This is a genomic window from Candidatus Microbacterium colombiense (assembly GCA_029203165.1).
Classification (GTDB): Bacteria; Actinomycetota; Actinomycetes; order Actinomycetales; family Microbacteriaceae; genus Microbacterium; species Microbacterium colombiense.
The window spans coordinates 2,011,931-2,029,934 of sequence record CP119308.1; the positions used below are offsets into that span (position 1 = coordinate 2,011,931).

The 18,004-nt window shown below is 67.9% G+C and carries 18 protein-coding genes; 11 read left to right on the forward strand and 7 right to left on the reverse strand.

Annotated elements, in window-relative coordinates; all coding sequences use genetic code 11:
• Nucleotides 1–101: 101 nt before the first annotated feature.
• Both P0Y60_09665 and P0Y60_09670 read right to left on the reverse strand, forming a co-directional pair.
• Nucleotides 102–1,211 carry a DUF4349 domain-containing protein gene (locus tag P0Y60_09665; GenBank protein WEK59646.1) on the reverse strand — a complete coding sequence of 370 codons (1,110 nt, stop codon included), beginning with the start codon at nt 1,209–1,211 and terminating at the stop codon, nt 102–104.
• Nucleotides 1,208–1,765: a sigma-70 family RNA polymerase sigma factor gene (locus tag P0Y60_09670; protein ID WEK59647.1), complete on the reverse strand. Its 558-nt coding sequence runs from the start codon at nt 1,763–1,765 to the stop codon at nt 1,208–1,210. The genes P0Y60_09665 and P0Y60_09670 overlap by 4 nt, the downstream gene beginning before the upstream one ends.
• Before the next feature lie 259 nt (nt 1,766–2,024).
• Between P0Y60_09670 and P0Y60_09675 the strand changes: the two genes are divergently transcribed.
• The gene (locus P0Y60_09675) at nt 2,025–3,029 is read left to right on the forward strand and encodes a TerC family protein (protein WEK59648.1); all 1,005 of its coding nucleotides are present in this window, start codon (nt 2,025–2,027) and stop codon (nt 3,027–3,029) included.
• Nucleotides 3,030–3,041: 12 nt separating this feature from the next.
• The gene (locus P0Y60_09680) at nt 3,042–3,392 is read left to right on the forward strand and encodes a DUF2834 domain-containing protein (GenBank protein WEK59649.1); all 351 of its coding nucleotides are present in this window, start codon (nt 3,042–3,044) and stop codon (nt 3,390–3,392) included.
• On the opposite strand, the gene P0Y60_09685 is transcribed toward P0Y60_09680, so the two are convergent.
• Nucleotides 3,355–3,948: an LON peptidase substrate-binding domain-containing protein gene (locus tag P0Y60_09685; GenBank protein WEK59650.1), complete on the reverse strand. Its 594-nt coding sequence runs from the start codon at nt 3,946–3,948 to the stop codon at nt 3,355–3,357. The genes P0Y60_09680 and P0Y60_09685 overlap by 38 nt on opposite strands.
• A gap of 36 nt (nt 3,949–3,984) precedes the next feature.
• Here P0Y60_09685 and P0Y60_09690 point away from each other — a divergent pair, with 36 nt between their 5' ends.
• Nucleotides 3,985–4,482, forward strand: coding sequence for a DUF427 domain-containing protein (locus P0Y60_09690; GenBank protein ID WEK59651.1), 498 nt, complete (start codon nt 3,985–3,987; stop codon nt 4,480–4,482).
• 18 nt (nt 4,483–4,500) lie between these two features.
• On the opposite strand, the gene P0Y60_09695 is transcribed toward P0Y60_09690, so the two are convergent.
• Both P0Y60_09695 and P0Y60_09700 read right to left on the reverse strand, forming a co-directional pair.
• Nucleotides 4,501–5,814 (reverse strand): LLM class flavin-dependent oxidoreductase, encoded by a 1,314-nt coding sequence (locus P0Y60_09695; GenBank protein ID WEK59652.1) that lies wholly within the window; start codon nt 5,812–5,814, stop codon nt 4,501–4,503.
• Nucleotides 5,811–7,106 (reverse strand): PLP-dependent transferase, encoded by a 1,296-nt coding sequence (locus P0Y60_09700; GenBank protein ID WEK59653.1) that lies wholly within the window; start codon nt 7,104–7,106, stop codon nt 5,811–5,813. The genes P0Y60_09695 and P0Y60_09700 overlap by 4 nt, the downstream gene beginning before the upstream one ends.
• A gap of 186 nt (nt 7,107–7,292) precedes the next feature.
• Here P0Y60_09700 and leuC point away from each other — a divergent pair, with 186 nt between their 5' ends.
• The 6 genes from leuC (at nt 7,293) to P0Y60_09730 (ending at nt 13,655) form a co-directional block, all read left to right on the forward strand.
• A complete protein-coding gene (leuC, locus tag P0Y60_09705) occupies nt 7,293–8,750 on the forward strand; it encodes a 3-isopropylmalate dehydratase large subunit (GenBank protein WEK59654.1) in 1,458 nt (485 codons plus the stop codon).
• 2 nt (nt 8,751–8,752) lie between these two features.
• Nucleotides 8,753–9,349, forward strand: coding sequence for a 3-isopropylmalate dehydratase small subunit (gene leuD / locus P0Y60_09710; protein ID WEK59655.1), 597 nt, complete (start codon nt 8,753–8,755; stop codon nt 9,347–9,349).
• A 66-nt stretch (nt 9,350–9,415) separates the two neighbouring features.
• A complete protein-coding gene (murA, locus tag P0Y60_09715; GenBank protein ID WEK59656.1) occupies nt 9,416–10,783 on the forward strand; it encodes a UDP-N-acetylglucosamine 1-carboxyvinyltransferase in 1,368 nt (455 codons plus the stop codon).
• Nucleotides 10,784–10,788: 5 nt separating this feature from the next.
• Nucleotides 10,789–11,544, forward strand: a complete 756-nt coding sequence (locus tag P0Y60_09720) for a lysophospholipid acyltransferase family protein (protein ID WEK59657.1) — start codon at nt 10,789–10,791, stop codon at nt 11,542–11,544.
• Nucleotides 11,545–11,557: 13 nt separating this feature from the next.
• Nucleotides 11,558–12,667 carry an NAD(P)-dependent glycerol-3-phosphate dehydrogenase gene (locus P0Y60_09725; GenBank protein ID WEK59658.1) on the forward strand — a complete coding sequence of 370 codons (1,110 nt, stop codon included), beginning with the start codon at nt 11,558–11,560 and terminating at the stop codon, nt 12,665–12,667.
• Complete coding sequence (locus P0Y60_09730; GenBank protein ID WEK59659.1) at nt 12,573–13,655, forward strand: D-alanine--D-alanine ligase; 1,083 nt, start codon at nt 12,573–12,575, stop codon at nt 13,653–13,655. Before P0Y60_09725 ends, P0Y60_09730 begins: the two co-directional genes overlap by 95 nt.
• 21 nt (nt 13,656–13,676) lie before the next feature.
• Here P0Y60_09730 and P0Y60_09735 read toward each other — a convergent pair whose 3' ends face one another.
• A complete protein-coding gene (locus tag P0Y60_09735) occupies nt 13,677–14,159 on the reverse strand; it encodes a DUF3515 family protein (protein ID WEK59660.1) in 483 nt (160 codons plus the stop codon).
• Nucleotides 14,160–14,182: 23 nt separating this feature from the next.
• Here P0Y60_09735 and thiL point away from each other — a divergent pair, with 23 nt between their 5' ends.
• A complete protein-coding gene (gene thiL, locus P0Y60_09740; protein WEK59661.1) occupies nt 14,183–15,178 on the forward strand; it encodes a thiamine-phosphate kinase in 996 nt (331 codons plus the stop codon).
• Here thiL and rsmD read toward each other — a convergent pair.
• A complete protein-coding gene (rsmD, locus tag P0Y60_09745) occupies nt 15,148–15,738 on the reverse strand; it encodes a 16S rRNA (guanine(966)-N(2))-methyltransferase RsmD (GenBank protein ID WEK59662.1) in 591 nt (196 codons plus the stop codon). The two genes, thiL and rsmD, sit on opposite strands and share 31 nt — an antisense overlap.
• Before the next feature lie 61 nt (nt 15,739–15,799).
• Here rsmD and P0Y60_09750 point away from each other — a divergent pair, with 61 nt between their 5' ends.
• Entirely contained in the window at nt 15,800–17,974 is a 2,175-nt protein-coding gene (locus tag P0Y60_09750) for an ATP-dependent DNA helicase RecG (protein ID WEK59663.1), read from the forward strand.
• The last annotated feature ends 30 nt before the right edge of the window (nt 17,975–18,004 follow it).

Below are 18,004 nucleotides of genomic sequence, written 5' to 3' on the forward strand. Positions count from 1 at the left end.
GCTCGTCCGGTGTCCGGCGTCGCTCCTCAGGAAATCTCGGTCTCGGGGGAAAACGAAGGAACCGCCCCCGACGCCGAGTCGGGAGCGGTTCCTGGAAATGATCAGGCGGCGTCGTCCGGGGTCGGGGTGATCGCTCGCCCCTCGCGCCGCGTGCGTCGAGCCCGGCGGATCAGCCAGATGACCAGGACGACGACCGCCGCGATCGCGAGCCAGGGAAGAATGAACCCCACGGCGATGACCAGCGCGTTGAGCGACACGACAAGGCCGTTCCATCCTGCCAGCACGCCGTCGGTGAAGCCCGCGGGATCCGCCGTCGTCGCCGAGGCCGCGCGCGTGAGCTCGACCTGGAGCGTCGACATCGCGACCTGGTCCTCGAGTGACGTGAGCTGCTGCTCCCATGACTCGAGCTGCGCCTGACGGTCGGTGAGGGCGACCTCGGCCTCGATGAGCTCGGACACGCTGCCGGACTGCGCCATGAGCTCGGTGAGCCGCTCCACCGAGGCCTTCGTCGCATCGACTCGTGCCCGCAGATCGATCGCGGCCGATGTCACATCCTGTTTCGAGATCGACGAAGACTGCACCTCGCCCGAGTCGGCGAGCGCGGCGATGACCTCGGTGAGGTCGGCGGACGGGACACGGACGCTGATCCACCCGTAACCGGGGTCTGCCGGTGCCGGAACCGAGGTATCGTCGACGGCGAGCGCCTTTCCGACCTCGGTGCTCTCCACGTATCCACCGTGCTTCTCGGCGAGTGCCGCCACTGCTGCTGCCCCGGCGGAGATGTCCTTGACCTGCAGCGTGACGTTCGCCGTCGCCACGATCTCGCGGTCTGCGTCGGACACGGCAGCTCCCGCCGACGATGACGCGTCCACTGACTCATCGGGCAGTGCTTCCGGCACGATCTCACCACCGCGGTCCGCCGCACCCGTGTCTGCGACCGACCCGCCTGACATGTCCGAGCCGTCGGCCGTGCTCATCACCGACCCGCCCCCCACGGCGCCCAGGATCGGCGGGGTCACGAGCACACCGAGGGCGAAAGCGGCGGCGACACCGACGCCGGTCATCCAACGCCGACGACGGCTCCGCGCCCTCCCCGCCGGCGCGGAGGGGGAGCGTTCCTCCCCGATCTGCGTGAACACGGCGTTCTCGATGCGCGCGATCGTGGCGCCCGACAGCTCGGGCAGGTCGTCGACCGTGGTCTGGTCGTTCATGCGTCTCTCACTTCCTTGACGGCGCCTCGCAACTGGGTGCGCACTCGGGAGAGACGGTTCCGGACGACGGCATGGCTCACACCGAGCTCATCGGCGGCCGCCTGGTAGGCATACCCCTCCGATGCGCAGAGCCGGAAGATCTCGCGATCGAGCTCGCTCAGGGTGCCGACCTCCTCGGCGATGCGCGCGGCCAATGCGGCCGTGATCACCTGCTCCTCCACGCTGATCGTGTCGGGCAGGTTCTCGTCGAGCATGTCGGCCGTATTGGCCTGGTCGCGCCGGCGCTGTCGCAGTCGATTCGCCGCCTGGAAACGACAGATCGTCGCCAACCACGGCAGGATCGACTCGCCCTGCAACTCCAGGGACGGGAGCTTGCGCCAGGCGACCACGAAGGTCTCCTGAGCCACATCCTCCGCATCGGCGGGCGATGAGAGGATGCCGTTCGCGATCCAATAGACCGGTCGTACGTGAGCCCGGTACAACTCACGGAAGGCGCTCTCGTCGCCTGCCGCGGCCTGTGCCGCCCACTTCTGATCACTCGTCTGCACGGGCATCCTGATTCCGTTCGGTGTCTCTCAACGGGGAAGTGTCGACAGAAGCGCCATCGTCTCAGAATCCATGGGGGAAGTCACGTCACGTCCGCGCCTCCGCGAGCGGACTCCGCTAGCATGGGCTTCGCGAGGGGGAGTATCCCGGATCCGCGCGTAACGTCATCACGAGCACCAGTTCTGCTGCTCCGGGCGCGCGACGCACACTGTGCGGGGGAGAGACTCTCGGTACTCTTCGACCCCTCCTGAAAGGCGCAGTGCGCGCGTGAACATTCCTGTCTGGTTCGAAGTCGGCTCTCTGGTCGTCCTCGTGCTCATCCTCATCGGCGATCTGATGCTCGTGCGTCTGCGGCCGCATATCCCGTCCACCAAGGAATCGACCCTGTGGGTCGCCTTCTACGTCGGTCTCGCGTTGGTGTTCGCGGGCCTGCTGTACGTCTTCGCCGGCGGACAGTTCGCGGGGGAGTTCCTCACCGGGTGGGCGCTGGAGTACAGCCTCTCGATCGACAACCTGTTCGTGTTCGTGCTGATCATGGCGCAGTTCGCGGTACCGCGGCGGCTGCAGCAGATGGTGTTGATGGTGGGCATCATCATCGCGCTCGTGCTGCGCGGCCTGTTCATCATGCTCGGCGTCACGATCATCGAGAACTTCTCGCCGATCTTCTACATCTTCGGAGCCTTCCTGATCTACACGGCGATCCGTCAGGCGATGCCGGAAGGCGACCACGAGGGCGAGGTGCAGCGCGAGAACTTCATCGTCCGGCTGCTTCGCCGCCGCATCGACATCAGCGACGAGTACGACGGCAACAAGATCCGCACGATGGTCGACGGCAAGCGTGTGTGGACGCCGATGGTCATCGTCTTCGTGGCGATCGGCGTGACCGACCTGATGTTCGCGATCGACTCCATCCCCGCCATCTTCAGCATCACGCAGAACAGCTTCCTGGTGTTCACGGCCAACATCTTCGCCCTGATGGGCCTGCGCCAGCTCTACTTCCTGTTGGGCGATCTGCTCGACCGCCTGCGTTACCTCCACTACGGCATCGCGATCATCCTCGGCTTCATCGGGATCAAGCTCATCCTGCATGCGATGCACGAGAACGAGCTGCCGTTCATCAACGGCGGCGAGCACATCGAGTGGGCGCCTGACATCCCCATCTGGCTCTCGCTCACGGTGATCGTGGTCGCGATGGCCGGAGCGACCGTCGCGAGCCTGATCGCGTCGTCCCGCGAGAAGCGCGCCTCGAAGCAGGCCGCGCTCACGGAGTGAGATCATGGCGCCATGACTCGTGACTGGACGCCTCTGGCCCTCGTCTACCTCCTGCTGGCGGTGGCCGGACTCATCGGGACCTGGGCGTTCAACGTCTTGGCGATCACGCAGATGACGAACTTCATCGGCGATCTGGTCAGCAGCGGTCCGGCCGTGTCATCGATCACGGTGGACCTGCTGGTGGTGGCGATGGCGGGCAGCGTGTTCATCATCGTCGAAGCGAAACGCATCGGGATGCGGCGAGGTTGGCTCTACGTGGTGGTGTCCGCGGTGACCGCATTCGCGTTCGCGCTTCCCCTGTTCCTGGCGATGCGTCAGCGGTACCTCACTCGGCAGACCAGAGAAGCTCAGCCTCAAGGGTGAGATCGATCACCTGACGAAGCAACGCCCCTGATGTGGTCGACCGCAGCAGGGCGTACCTGTCGTACTCGCCCAGGGGAGCGATCGCCGCGAGCTGCCACGCCGCGGCGAGCGGGTCCTCGGAGATCTCGGTGTCGGCGTCCCATCGCGCCTCGGGTGCGCGCGCCAGAGTGCGGCGCACGATCGCTTCCGCTTCCGTGCGCAGCGGCGCGAGCGCGTCGTTCCATTCGAGTGCGGGCAGCGACATGACTTCGGCGCGCGGGTAGGGGTCATCGTCCAACCAGTGCTCGATCGCGAAGCGCTCGGTGCCGACCGCGACGATCTGCAGCACCTCTGCGCCTGCGGCGACGCTCACCAGTCGGGCCATCGTGCCGATGCTGCTGCGCCGGTCACCGCCGCCGACCTCATGGCCGCGCTCGATCAGCACGACGCCGAACTCGGCCTCCTCATCGAGAAGTCTGCCGATCATCGTGAGGTAGCGCGGCTCGAACACCCGCAGCGGGAGCGGAGTATGCGGCAGCAGCACCGAGCCGAGCGGGAACATCGGGATCGCGACCATGACCCCAGTCAACACCGCGAGACGTACAGTGAACAGATGCGCAGACCCATCCCCGTCGTTCCCGCTCCCGGTCAGGAGTCCGTGTGGGACTACCCCCGGCCGCCTCGCGTCGAACCGGTGGCGGAGCGCATCACGATCCGCCTCGGCGGAGAGCTCATCGCCGATACCGATGGCGCGGTGCGCGTGCTCGAGACGAGCCACCCTCCCGTCTACTACGTGCCGATCGCCGACTTCGTCCAGGGAGCCCTCGCTGATTCCCCCGGCACCTCGTTCTGCGAGTTCAAGGGGTCCGCACGGTACTTCGACGTGCGCAGCGGAGATCTGGTGCGCTCCGGAGCCGCGTGGACCTACCCTCATCCGGAACCGGGCTTCGAGACGCTCGCTGACAAGGTCGCGGTGTACGCGGGGCAGATGGACGAATGCACGGTCGGGCACGAAGTGGTCTCGCCGCAGCCGGGCGGATTCTACGGCGGCTGGGTCACGTCTTCCGTGGTCGGGCCGTTCAAGGGCGGGCCCGGCTCGATGGGCTGGTAGCTGCGGGCCCGCGGCGTCTCAGAATGCGCGGAGGTTGGCCTGCAGTCCGCCGTCGACGTACTCTCGGCGCAGGATGCCGCGGCGACGCAGGATCGGCACGAGTTCGTCGAGTGTGCGGTGCAGCGTGACGGGGTGGAAGTCTCCCCACAGCAGCACGCCGTCGTTGCCCCACTCGCCCAGTTCCTCGATGAGATCGGCGAACTCCTCCGCGGTTCCCACGAAGCCGGTGCGGTCGTTCATCCGTCCCGCGCGGACCAGCGCCGACAGGTGCGCCCGCAGCGGTGCGTCCTCGCCGCGATCACCGATCAGACGCTGGATGCTTCCGCGCGAGACGTGCGCTCCGAAGATCGACAGATCGAGCGGACGGTCCAGATCGAGCGAGGTCAGATCCGTCTCCAGGTCGCTGGACTGCTTGCGGGCGATCTGCACGAGCGCGGCGTCGTCGGGATGCGCGGATGCCGCGACGATCCGATCCGCCTCCTCGGTCGACGACGTGATCACGGGCTGGATGGCGAAGAGGATCTTGATGTCCTCCGGACTCCGACCACGCTCGATCGCCGCCTGGTGCACCTTCGCGCGGTAGGCGCGCACCGAGTCCTCGTGCAGCGGAGCGAGCGCGAGCTGCACATCGGAGTTGGCTCCGGCGAACCCCAGGCCGCGGCCGGAACCGCCCGGTGACACGATGGCCGGTTCGCCGTCGGTGAAGGGGATGGCGTTGAGCGGTCCGTCGAAGGCGAAGTGCTCTCCGCGGTGACGGATGGCGTTCAACTTCGCACCATCTGCGTAGACGTCCGTCGCGCGGTCAGCGACGAGCGCTCCCTCATCCCAACTGCGCCACAGCGCGCGGATGCCGTCGAGCCACTCCTCGGCGCGGTCATAGGCCTGATCGTGCCCGAGCTGGGCGGCATCGGAGAAGTGACGAGCGCTTCCGGTGTCGGTGACGACGTTGAGCCCGAGTCGGTGCCCGCTGAGGTGCTGCAGCGTGGCGAACTGGCGAGCCGCAGTGAACGGCAGCGTGGCGGCGGGGTTCACGGTCGGGACCACACCCAGGTGCCGCGTCGCCTGGAACAGATACGGCGCGAGCAGGAGGGGGTCGTGCTTCGGCCCGCCGAACGCGTGGCGCACGCGGATGTCGATGGTCTCGGGCGACCCGAGCGAGGGGCCGTCCTCGATGATCACGAGGTCGAAGCCGGCCTGTTCGAGCGTGCGCGCTGCGTCTTGGTAGATCTCCGGCCGGGTCCAGTCGTAGTCCCACTCGAGAGAGGGATAGCCCCATCCCTGTGGACCGAAGCCGCGGGCGAGGAACCAGCCGAAATGCTGAGGCCGACTCATGCGACGACCTCGCGCGCAGCCGCGAGGACCTGTGAGAGATCACCGATCAGGTCGTCGATGTCTTCGATGCCGATCGAGACGCGCAGGGTGCCGGGTCGCACACCGAGCTGCTCACGCTCCTCCGGCGTGCGCAGGGCGTGGCTGGTCGTTCCGGGATGCAGGACGAGCGAGCGCACGTCGCCGATATGGGTCATGTGCGTGAACACCCTCGCCTTCTCCACGAAGTGCCGGGCCGCGGGCAGGCCGTCACGCAGCGTGAACGTGAAGATCGAGCCGAAGCCGCCGTCGAGATACTGGACGGCCTTGTCATGGTCGGGGTGGGAGGGGAGGCCGGCGTAGTCGACGCTCTCCACCGCCTCCTGCGCCTCCAACCACTGCGCGACCTCGAGCGCGTTGCGCGACTGACGCTCGACGCGCAGACCGAGGGTCTCCGCCCCCTGGCCGATCAGGAAGGCGTTGAGCGGAGAGGGTGAGGCTCCGAACCTCGGGGCCACGGATTCTCGGGCGTAGGCGATGCGGGCGTTGCCGCCGTGGCGTGAGGCGATGCTGGGCACGCCTCCGCGCCCGGGCAGCACCAGGTGCGGTGCGTTGTGGCCCGCGCGGGTCGCGTCGAAGCGCCCGTCGTCGATGATCACACCGCCGAGCACCGACCCGTGCCCCGCGATGAACTTCGAGGCGGAGTGGACGACGATCGCCGCGCCGTGTTCGATCGGGCGCACGAGATAGGGCGTGGCGATCGTGTTGTCGACGATCAGCGGGATCGCGGCGGCATCCGCGATGGCACTCACGGCGGAGATGTCGAGGATGTCATTGCGGGCGTTCGCGATCGACTCCGCGAAGAATGCGCGTGTGTTGGGACGGATGGCGGAACGCCAGGCCTCCGGGTCGGCGATCTCGTCGATGAACGTCGTCTCGATCCCCAGGCGCGCGAGGTTGTCGAGGAGGAGACCTCGCGTGCCCTCGTAGATGTGCGTGGAACTGACGATGTGATCGCCCGCCCCGGCGACGGTGAGGAATGCCGTGACGACCGCAGCCTGGCCGCTCGCCACCAGCACCGCGTCGGCGCCGGATTCGAGGTCTGCGAGCTGCCGCTCCACCGTGCGCACCGTCGGATTGCCCGTGCGGGTGTAGCCGAAGCCGTTGCCGGTGCCGAAGTGATCGGCGGCGTGGTCGAAGTCGTCGAACTCGAACCCCGCCGTCAGGAAGATCGGTGTGGCTCGGGCCGTCGCCGACTCGCGGATCCGGCCGGCGTGGACCGCGCGGGTGACGAAGCGGGCGGAGTCGACGGTCATGCGATACCTCTCGATAGGACGGTGCTCAGTAGAGTGTCACGGCGCGTCGCGGCCCGCCCAAGCGGTGGTAACCTGACGTCATGCGGATCGTGCTCCTTCTTAGCGGCCGCGACGAGACCTCGTTCTGAGCCCCTCCTCGTCGCGGAGTCCATCGTGGGCCGACCCGCCAGCTTCAGGAGACACGCAATGAACACCCCCGCATCAGGCGCCGAACACGTACGCCCCCGCACTCTGGCCGAGAAGGTCTGGGACGACCACCTCGTCGTCAAGGGTGAGAACGGCGAGCCGGACCTCATCTACATCGACCTCCACCTCGTGCATGAGGTCACCAGCCCGCAGGCGTTCGACGGCCTCCGCAGCGAGAACCGTCCGCTGCGTCGCCTGGACCTGACGATCGCGACAGAGGACCACAACACACCGACGTGGGAGATCGACAAGCCCATCGCCGATCTGACCAGCCGCACGCAGATCGAGACGCTGCGTCGCAACGCCGCTGAGTTCGGCGTGCGTCTGCACTCGTTGGGTGATGCGGAACAGGGCATCGTGCATGTCGTCGGGCCGCAGCTGGGGTTGACGATGCCCGGCATCACCGTCGTCTGCGGAGACTCGCACACGTCAACCCACGGCGCGTTCGGCGCGATGGCCTTCGGCATCGGCACCAGCGAGGTCGAGCACGTCATGGCGACCCAGACGCTGCCGCTCAAGCCCTTCAAGACGATGGCGATCACGGTCGACGGCACGTTGCGCCCCGGCGTGACCGCGAAGGACATCATCCTGGCGGTCATCGCCAAGATCACGACCGGTGGGGGACAGGGCTACGTGCTCGAGTTCCGCGGCAGCGCGATCCGATCGCTGTCGATGGAAGGTCGCATGACCATCTGCAACATGTCGATCGAGGCGGGCGCCCGGGCAGGCATGGTCGCCCCGGACGAGACGACCTTCGAGTACCTCAAGGGCCGCCCGCACGCACCCAAGGGTCAGGACTGGGATGACGCCGTCGCCTACTGGCGCACGCTGCCGACCGATGACGGCGCCACGTTCGACGCCGAGGTGTTCATCGATGCCGACCTGCTCGAGCCGTTCGTGACCTGGGGCACCAACCCGGGTCAGGGAAGCTCGCTGTCGGCGACGGTTCCCGACCCCGCCGACATCGTCGACCCGAACGAGCGCGCCGCGGCAGAGCGGGCCCTGGAGTACATGGATCTCACGCCGGGCACCCCGCTCAAGGAGGTCCCTGTGGATGCCGTGTTCATGGGCTCCTGCACGAACAGCCGGATCGAGGACCTGCGCGCATTCGCGTCGATCATCGAGGGCAAGAAGAAGGCCGACGGCGTGCGCGTCATGGTCGTGCCCGGATCCGCTCGCGTGCGCCTGGAGGCCGAAGCCGAGGGCCTCGACAAGATCATCACCGACTTCGGCGCCGAGTGGCGCTTCGCCGGCTGCTCGATGTGCCTGGGGATGAACCCCGACCAGCTCGCCCCCGGTGAGCGCTGCGCGTCCACGTCGAACCGCAACTTCGAGGGCCGACAGGGCAAGGGCGGTCGCACCCACCTGGTCTCGCCGCTCGTCGCCGCGGCGACCGCGATCCGCGGCACGCTGTCCAGCCCGGGCGATCTGCTCGTCACCGTCGGAGAAGAGGCCTGATCATGGATAAGTTCACGACCCACACCGGGATCGCGGCGCCGCTCAAGCGCTCGAATGTCGACACCGACCAGATCATCCCCGCGGTCTTCCTGAAGCGCGTGACCAAGACCGGTTTCGAGGACGCGCTGTTCCACGGCTGGCGTCAGGATCCCGACTTCGTGTTGAACCAGCCTGATTTCCAGGGAGCCTCCGTGCTTGTCGCGGGCCCCGACTTCGGGACGGGATCGAGCCGTGAGCACGCTGTCTGGGCACTGCGCGACTTCGGCTTCGCGGTCGTCCTCAGCCCGCGATTCGCCGATATCTTCCGCGGGAACTCCGGCAAGCAGGGACTGCTGGCAGCGACCATCTCGGAAGAGGACCTGGAGCGCATCTGGGCCGAGATCGACCGTGTTCCCGGGACACAGATCACCGTGGATCTCGAGGCGCGAACCGCGACGATCGGCGACGTCCAGGCCGAGATCGGGATCGACGATTACACTAGATGGCGGCTCCTCGAAGGGCTCGATGACATCGGGCTCACTCTGCGCAACGAAGACAAGATCGCGCAGTTCGAGGCCCGTCGCGAGTCGTGGCGGCCCCGGACCCTCCCCGTGCAGTAGCACGGACGGGAAAGGTGGGCCAGGGGCAGCCCGCCCCCGATATCCGTGAATGAAGTGAGGCTCCGAATGACGACACCCGTGCGCGATGCTCTTCCGGACGGAGTCCCCGCTCTCACCGGAGACGTCCTCGCGATTCGAGGAGGACGCCCGCTGCGCGGACGCGTCGATGTGAAGGGCGCGAAGAACCTCGCGACCAAGGCGATGGTGGCCTCTCTGCTGGGCGACTCCGTCAGCGTGCTGCGCGACGTCCCCGCGATCAGCGATGTCGCCGTCGTGCGCTCGCTGCTCGAGGTGCACGGGGTCCGCGTCTCCGAGGGCGATGAGCCGGGTGCACTGGTCTTCGACCCGAGCGACGTCGAGTCCGCGCACTTCGAGGAGATCGACGCACACGCCGGTGCCTCCCGCATCCCGATCCTGTTCTGCGGCCCGCTGCTGCACCGTCTCGGACAGGCGTTCATCCCCGACCTCGGCGGTTGCCGCATCGGCGATCGCCCGATCGACTTCCACCTGGACGCCCTGCGCAAGTTCGGCGCCATCGTCGAGAAGCTCCCGAGCGGCATCCGTCTCTCCACCGGCGGAAACCGCCTGCACGGAGCGAACATCCACCTGCCCTACCCGAGCGTCGGGGCCACCGAGCAGGTGCTGCTGACCGCGGTTCGCGCCGAGGGCGTCACCGAGCTGCGCAACGCCGCGATCGAGCCCGAGATCATGGACCTCATCGCCGTGCTGCAGAAGATGGGCGCCATCATCTCGTACGAGCCCAACCGGGTCATCGTCATCGAAGGCGTCGAGAAGCTCCGCGGCTACGACCACCGCTCGATCTTCGACCGCAACGAGGCCGCGTCCTGGGCCTCGGCGGCGCTGGCGACCGACGGAGAGATCTTCGTCGGCGGAGCCAAGCAGCAGGAGATGCTCACCTTCCTCAACGTCTTCCGCAAGGCCGGCGGATGGTTCGACATCCAGGAGGACGGCATCCTCTTCCGTCGCGACGGCGAGCTGAAGCCCGTCGTCATCGAGACCGACGTGCACCCCGGCTTCATGACGGACTGGCAGCAGCCGCTCGTGGTCGCGCTCACGCAGGCGAACGGACGTTCCGTCGTGCACGAGACCGTGTACGAGAACCGACTCGGCTTCACCGACGCGCTCGTGAAGATGGGCGCCGACATCGTCGTGCACCCGCGCGGTCTGCAGGCCGGACCCCGCCGGGTCCCTCGCCGTGACCTGGAGCAGGCCGCCGTCATCACCGGCCCGACCCCGCTGCACGGTGCCGACATTGTCGTCCCCGATCTGCGCGGCGGCTACAGCCACGTGATCGCCGCTCTCACCGCGTCCGGCGAGTCGCAGGTGTCGGGCGTCGACATCCTCAGCCGCGGATACGAGAAGTTCCTCGCCAAGCTCGACGCCGTCGGCGCTGACTTCGACGTCATCCGGTGAGCGGCATGGGTGCCGGCTCGGGGGAGAAGTGGCGGCTGAGCCTGTTCTGGCCGCTCGCCGTGATCGTCGTACCGCTGGTGTCGCTGCTGGCGAAGATCCGCGTCGTCGGTGCGGAGAAGCTCCCTCGCACCGGTGCCTTCGTGCTCGCGCCGAATCACTATTCGGAGTTCGATCCGCTCATCGTCGCCGTGGCGGTGTGGCGCACCGGTCGTGAACCGCGCTTCATGGCCAAGGAGAGCCTGTTCAAGGTTCCGGTGCTCGGCTGGCTGCTGCGGCGAACGGGAATGATCCCTGTCGCGCGCACCTCGTCGGCCTCTGCGGCGAAGCAGACGATGACGCAGTCGGCGGAGCTCGTGGAGCACGGCCGCGGAGTGATCGTCTACCCCGAGGGAACCCTCACCCGTGATCCCGATCTCTGGCCGATGCGGGGCAAGTCGGGCGCGGTGCGCCTGGCCCTCGCCGATGGGATCCCGCTGATCCCGATGGCGCAGTGGGGGACGCAGGAGATCATGGGGCGCTACCAGAAGGGGCTCAGCCTCTGGCCGCTCCGCAAGCCGATCAAGGTCATCATCGGCGATCCCGTGGATGTGTCCGACCTGCGAGGTCGCGCGGGAGAGCAGGCGGCGCTCAATGAGGCGACGAGTCGACTGATGAACGCGATCACCGCGCTGCTGGAAGAGCTCCGTGATGCGAAGGCGCCGGCTGAACGATGGAACCCCTCGAGCCACGGACAGAAGGAGACAGGGCGCCTTGACTCCTAAGAGGAATGTTCCCGTGGGCCCCCGAGCGACGGTCATCGGCGCCGGTAGCTGGGGAACCACATTCGGCAAGATCCTCGCCGACGGCGGCGCACAGGTCACGATGTGGGCGAGACGCGCCGAGCTCGCGCAGGAGATCAACGAGGCGAAGCGCAACTCGCGCTATCTGCCCGGGATCAACCTTCCGCGCAGCATGGTGGCCACGCATGAGCTCTCGACGGCCATGCAGGGTGCCGAACAGGTGTATCTCTCGGTACCGAGCCAGTCCCTGCGCGAGAACCTGAAGGCGCTGCGCCCGCTCCTCACCGACAGCGACGCGAAGATCGTGAGCCTGATGAAGGGCGTCGAGCGCAGCACCGGGCTGCGCATGAGCCAGGTCATTCAGCAGGAGCTCCGCTGCGACCCCGATCGCATCGCCGTCGCCTCGGGCCCGAACCTCGCGCTCGAGATCGCGCGGGAGCAGCCCACCGCCGCTGTCATCTCCTCGCGCAGCCAGGAGACCGCTGAGATCGTCGCGCGCGCCGCTCGGAACAACTACTTCCGCACTTTCGTGAACACCGATGTGATCGGCACGGAGTTCGGCGGCGTCCTGAAGAACCTCATCGCCGTGGCGATCGGCATCGTCGACGGCGTCGGGTACGGCGAGAACACGAAGGCGTCGATCATCACGCGCGGACTCGTGGAGATGACCGACTTCGCCGTCGCGAACGGCGCGCATCCGGAGACACTGCAGGGTCTCGCGGGGCTCGGCGATCTGATCGCCACCTGCCAGTCTCCCCTCAGCCGCAACAACACGGCCGGGCGCCTGCTCGGCCAGGGGTACAGCTTCCAGGATGTCGTGAAGCAGATGCAGCAGACCGCCGAGGGACTCGCTTCCGTCGCGCCGATCCTGCAGCTCGCGCGCGAGTCGGAAGTCGACATGCCCATCGTCGAACAGGTGAAGATGGTGCTCGACGGGAAGATGGATCCCCGTGACATCGCGCCGCACCTGACGACGGACGACGACACCCCGCAAGGGGAGAGGACCAACCATGGACAAGCAGACGGTGGTGGTGCTCTTCGGAGGACGCTCCAGCGAGCATTCGATCAGTTCCGCCACGGCGGGGGGCGTGCTGGGCGCGATTGACCGCGCCCGCTACGACGTGATCCCGGTCGGCATCACCCGTGAAGGAGCCTTCGTCCTGGAGGACGACGATCCTGCCAAGTTCCCACTCGACGCCGCACATCTGCCGGAGGTCGTCGACAACGGCAGCCGTGTGCGGTGGCCGGAACCCGGGGGAGACCGCACGCTGCGTGTGGTGCACCCCTCCGGGTCCGTGGAAGACCTCGGAGAGATCGACATCGTGCTGCCGATCCTGCACGGGACACACGGCGAGGACGGCACCATCCAGGGATACTTCGACACGCTCGAGGTACCGTACGCCGGCGGCGGCGTGCTCGACTCCGCATTGTGCATGGACAAGCACTTCATGAAGATCGCTCTGCAGGCGGCGGGCATCGCCGTGGCACCCTGGGTGACCGTGCGCCGTCGCGACTGGGCGGCATCTGCGGACAGGATCCGCGAACAGGCGGCGTCACTCGGCCTGCCGCTCTTCGTCAAGCCCGCGCGTGCAGGATCCAGCGTCGGGGTATCGAAGGTCGACGCGCTCGAAGAACTCGATGCCGCACTCGTGCTCGCGTTCGCCGAGGACGACAAGGTGCTCATCGAGACGGGTGTCACAGGTCGTGAGATCGAGGTCGCGGTGCTCGAGAGCGCCGAGGGCGTGCGCGCGTCGCTGCCGGGGGAGATCGTGCTCACCTCGCGCGGCTTCTACGACTTCGAGGGCAAATACCTCGGTGGCGATGGGGTGGACGTCGTCTGTCCCGCCGAGCTGACGGATGCCGAGCTGGCGGCGATCCAGGACGCCGGAATCCGTGCGTTCGAGGCAGTCGACGGGCGAGGCCTCGCTCGCGTCGACATGTTCCTCACCGCGGATGGTGGGCTCGTGGTCAACGAACTCAACACCATGCCCGGGTTCACGCCGATCTCGATGTTCCCCAAGTGCTGGGTCGCATCCGGCCTGAGCTACGGCGATCTGATCTCGGAACTCATCGAGGCGGGTCTTCGGCGCTGAGGCACCGGCCCCACTGAGGAGTCAGGCGGCGGGGGAGTCCACGCGGTTCGTGCATTTCGCCGTCGCCGGGGCGAGCCCCGCCTGGATGCGGGAGGACAGCTTGTCGACGATGGTCCCGAAGTCGATCTCCTCGCCGCGCTGGATGATCACTTCGATCGCCGGATCGCGACCGTAGGTGACGAGTCGTTGACGGGTGTCCTCCTGCTCCAGCACGAGCCAGTCGACACCGCCGAGCGTGGTGCAGTTCAGGTCTGACGGCGCCGGCGGATCGACGCCGCATCGCAGCACGATCGTGGGGTCGCCCCAGGCCGCGGTCGCCTGGGCGTCGGTCCAGACGCGGTCGAACCCTGCCACGTTGTCCGGGATCAGCACCGACACGTCGGCGCAGGCGGGATTGTTCGCGTCCCCGGCGGGCTCGAGGTGCACCGTGGTGGAGCATCCGGCGAGGAGCGTCCCCAGGAGGATCGCACCCGCGACAGCGGCGGCGGGACGGAGACGGTGCATGCTTCCAGGCTACCTTTGACTGCATGCCCTCCCGACCCGAAGACGACGATCCGCGCCTGGGCGACCTCTCCGAAGGTCGTATCCTGCGGGCCATCCTCGACCGCACGATTCCTGCGTCGCATACGATCATCGGCCCCGGCGATGACGCCGCGGTCATCGCCGCACCGTCGGGCACGGTCGTGGCGACCACCGACACACTCGTGCACGGTCCGGACTTCAGGCTGGCCTGGACCACCGGCTACGACCTCGGGTGGAAGGCAGCGGCGGTCAATCTCGCCGACGTCGCCGCGATGGGGGCGCTGCCCACGGCGCTCCTCGTGGCCCTCGCGGTTCCGCGCGATCTACGCCTCTCGTTCGTCGAGCGACTCGCCGATGGCTTCCGCGACGCGTGTGCCGCGCTCGCCCCGGGATGCGCCGTGGTCGGTGGCGATCTGACCACCTCCGACGTGCTCACGGTCGCGGTCACGGCTCTGGGCGATCTCGAGGGGCGAGCTGCCGTCACACGGTCAGGCGCCCGCGTCGGTGATGCCGTCGCCATCGCCGGCGAGCTGGGGCATGCGGATCGCGGTCTGGAGATCCTGTTCGGACGGTTCCGTGAGCGCGGCACGCCCGTTCCCGTCGACCCCGCCGCGCTTCGCCCAGGGGAGAGCGCCGCGCTGGCCGCCCAGTTGCGTCCTGCCCCGCCGATCGGTCTCGGCCGCATCGCGGCGATCGCGGGCGCGACATCGATGATGGACGTCTCCGACGGCCTCGCACTGGACGCGGGCCGTCTGGCGACGGCCTCGGGCGTGACGCTCGCCTTTCGGCGTGACGCACTCGGCGACGATACCGACCGTGCACTCGCGGGCGGCGAGGATCATGCGCTGCTCGCGACGTTCCCGGCGGACGTGCTGCCTCCGGGCTTCCGCATCATCGGCGAGGTCCGTCCGCAGGGCGAGGAACGGGTGCTGGCCGACGAGCGCGCCGTCGAGATCCCCGGGTGGGATCCCTATCGGGACTGGGATTCCGTCTCCGGCTGATCGATCGGCTGCGCCCACCAGAGAGTGGTGTCTCCGTAGTTCTTCTCGCGGATGAGCTCCAGCCCCGCCGCGGCGAGGGCGGGGGCGGCAGACCGCTTCGCGCGCTCCACGATCACGATCGCGTGCGGTGACAGTAGAGGGGTGAGGGCGGCCAGATCGTCGTTCATCGCGGTGTCGCCGATGTCGTACGGCGGATCGGAGAAGACCAGGTCGAACGGGCCGGTGGCTCGTCGGAGATAGGTCAGGACGGCGCTCTCGTGCACCTTCGAGACGGGGAGTGAACCGGCACGCGTCACGACCGCCGCGTTCTTGCGGATGATCCCTGCCGCCGCGCGGTTCTGCTCGACGAGGTCGACACTGCGCGCACCACGGCTCAAGGCCTCGAGACCGAGTGCGCCGGACCCGGCATACAGATCGAGCACCCGGGCGTCGTCGAAGGCATCAGCCGACTCGAGCGCTCCGAACAGCGACTCCCGAACTCTGTCGCTCGTCGGGCGTGTGCCTGCGCTGGGCACCTCGAGTCTGGCGCCGCCTGCACGTCCTGCGATGATCCGGGTCACCACATCACGATACGACAGCCGCCGTGCTCGGGGTGTCGGTGAGGTTCTCTAGACTCGGAGCATGTCGCTCACGCTCGATTCCTCGCTCGACGAGGCGCTCGGCGCGGCACCGGCGAAGACCCTCGATCGAGCCTTCGGCATGCGCAGCGTGGGAGACCTCGTGTCGCACTATCCGCGCCGCTATGCCGACCCGGGCGAGCTCACGCCGATCCGTGATCTCCCGCTCGGCGAGACGGTGACGATCGTGGCTGAAGTGCTGTCGTCGAGTTTCCGACGCATGCGCAATCGCCCGGGCGCCATGGTCGACGTCGTCATCGGCGACGGCATCGGGCGCATGTCGCTAATGTTCTTCGCCAAGAACATCGGCGCGGCCGAGTGGCGATCGAAAGACCTGGCCGTGGGCCGTCGGGGTGTCTTCTCCGGCAAGGTCGGCATGTTCAACAACGTCACCCAGTTCGCACACCCCGAGTACGAGCTCTTCGACGATGAAGACACGGCTCGCCGCACGGCCGACGCCCGCGCCGCCGTACCGATCCCGATCTATCCCGCCACGTCGACGCTGCAGACCTGGCAGATCGCCCGCCTCATCGGTCGTGTCCTCGATGACCTCGGAGCCGTTCCCGATCCGCTCTCCGACGATGTGCGCGTGCAGGAAGAGCTTCTGACGGCCTCCGACGCGCTCGAGCACATCCATCGCCCGCGCACCCGCAACGACATCGATCCCGCGGTACGCACGCTGCGCATGCATGAGGCGCTCACTCTGCAGACCGCGCTACTGCAGCAGCGTGACGCTGTGCGTGCGCTGGCTGCCACGCCCCGCAGCGCCTCGGCCGGCGGCCTGCTCGAACGTTTCGACGCATCGCTTCCCTACACTCTCACCCCGGATCAGCAGACGGTCGGCGCGCAGATCGCCGCCGATCTGGTCGGCGCCTGGCCCATGAACCGGCTCGTGCAGGGCGAGGTCGGATCGGGAAAGACCCTCGTCGCGCTGCGGGCGATGTTGCAGGTGGCCGAGAGCGGGGGACAGGCGGCGCTGATCGCTCCGACGGAGGTCCTCGCAGGACAGCACCTCCGCTCCATCGCGAAGATGCTCGGCCCGGATCTCGCCCCACTCGTCATGCCGACCCTGCTCACGGGCCAGATGCCCGCGGCGGATCGGCGCAAAGCCGCACTGCGCGTCGCTTCCGGGCAGGCGCTCATCGTCGTCGGAACGCACGCGCTTCTCGGGGAGAAGACGACCTTCGCCGATCTGGGGCTCGTGGTCGTCGATGAGCAGCATCGTTTCGGCGTCGAGCAGCGGGAAGCGCTCCGGGCGAAGGGATCGAGTCCCCACGCGCTGGTGCTCACCGCGACTCCGATCCCGCGTACTGTCGCGATGACCGTGTTCGGCGACCTCGATACGTCGGTGATCCGCACCATGCCCGCCGGCCGTGCGGGCATCGAGTCGTATGTCGCGCCGCTGGCAGAGCATCCGGGATGGTTCAACCGGGTCTGGGAGCGCGCGGCAGAGGAGATCGCGCAGGGGCGCCAGGTGTTCGCTGTCTGTGCGGCGATCGACACGACCAAGAAGACGGCGGAGGCGGGCGAACCGGCAACACCTGCGCCAGAGGGCGGGAACGGCCCGCGCTGGGGCGTCGTCCAACTCGACGAGGTGCTGGCGACGCATCCGACTCTGGGCGGTCTGCGCCGGGCAGTGCTCCACGGGCGCATGCCCTCCGATGAGAAGGATGCCGTGATGCAGGCGTTCGCGCGGGGCGAGATCGATCTGCTCCTCGCCACGACCGTGATCGAGGTCGGTGTCGATGTGCCCAACGCCTCGACGATGATCGTGCTCGATGCCGACCGGTTCGGGGTGTCCCAGCTCCACCAGCTGCGTGGACGTGTGGGACGAGGTGGTGTCCCGGGACTCTGTCTGCTCGTCACCGAGGCCGAGGTGGAGTCGCTGGCGCGCGACCGGGTCGAGGCTGTCGCGGCCACTCTCGACGGCTTCGCTCTGGCGGAGGTCGATCTCGAGCTGCGCGGCGAAGGCGATGTGCTCGGTGCGGCGCAAGCGGGCGTCAGATCGTCGCTGAAGCTCCTCCGCGTGGTGAAGGATGCCGGACTGATCGCCCGCGCGCGGGAGATCGGCGAGACGATCCTCGCGCAGGATCCTGCGCTCGACCGGCATGAAGGCCTGCGCGAGGCGATCAGCCGGCGCGTCAGTGACGCCGACCGCGCGGCCCTCGCGAAGAACTGACCCTGGGTTACGGCGCAGGTACTCCGCATC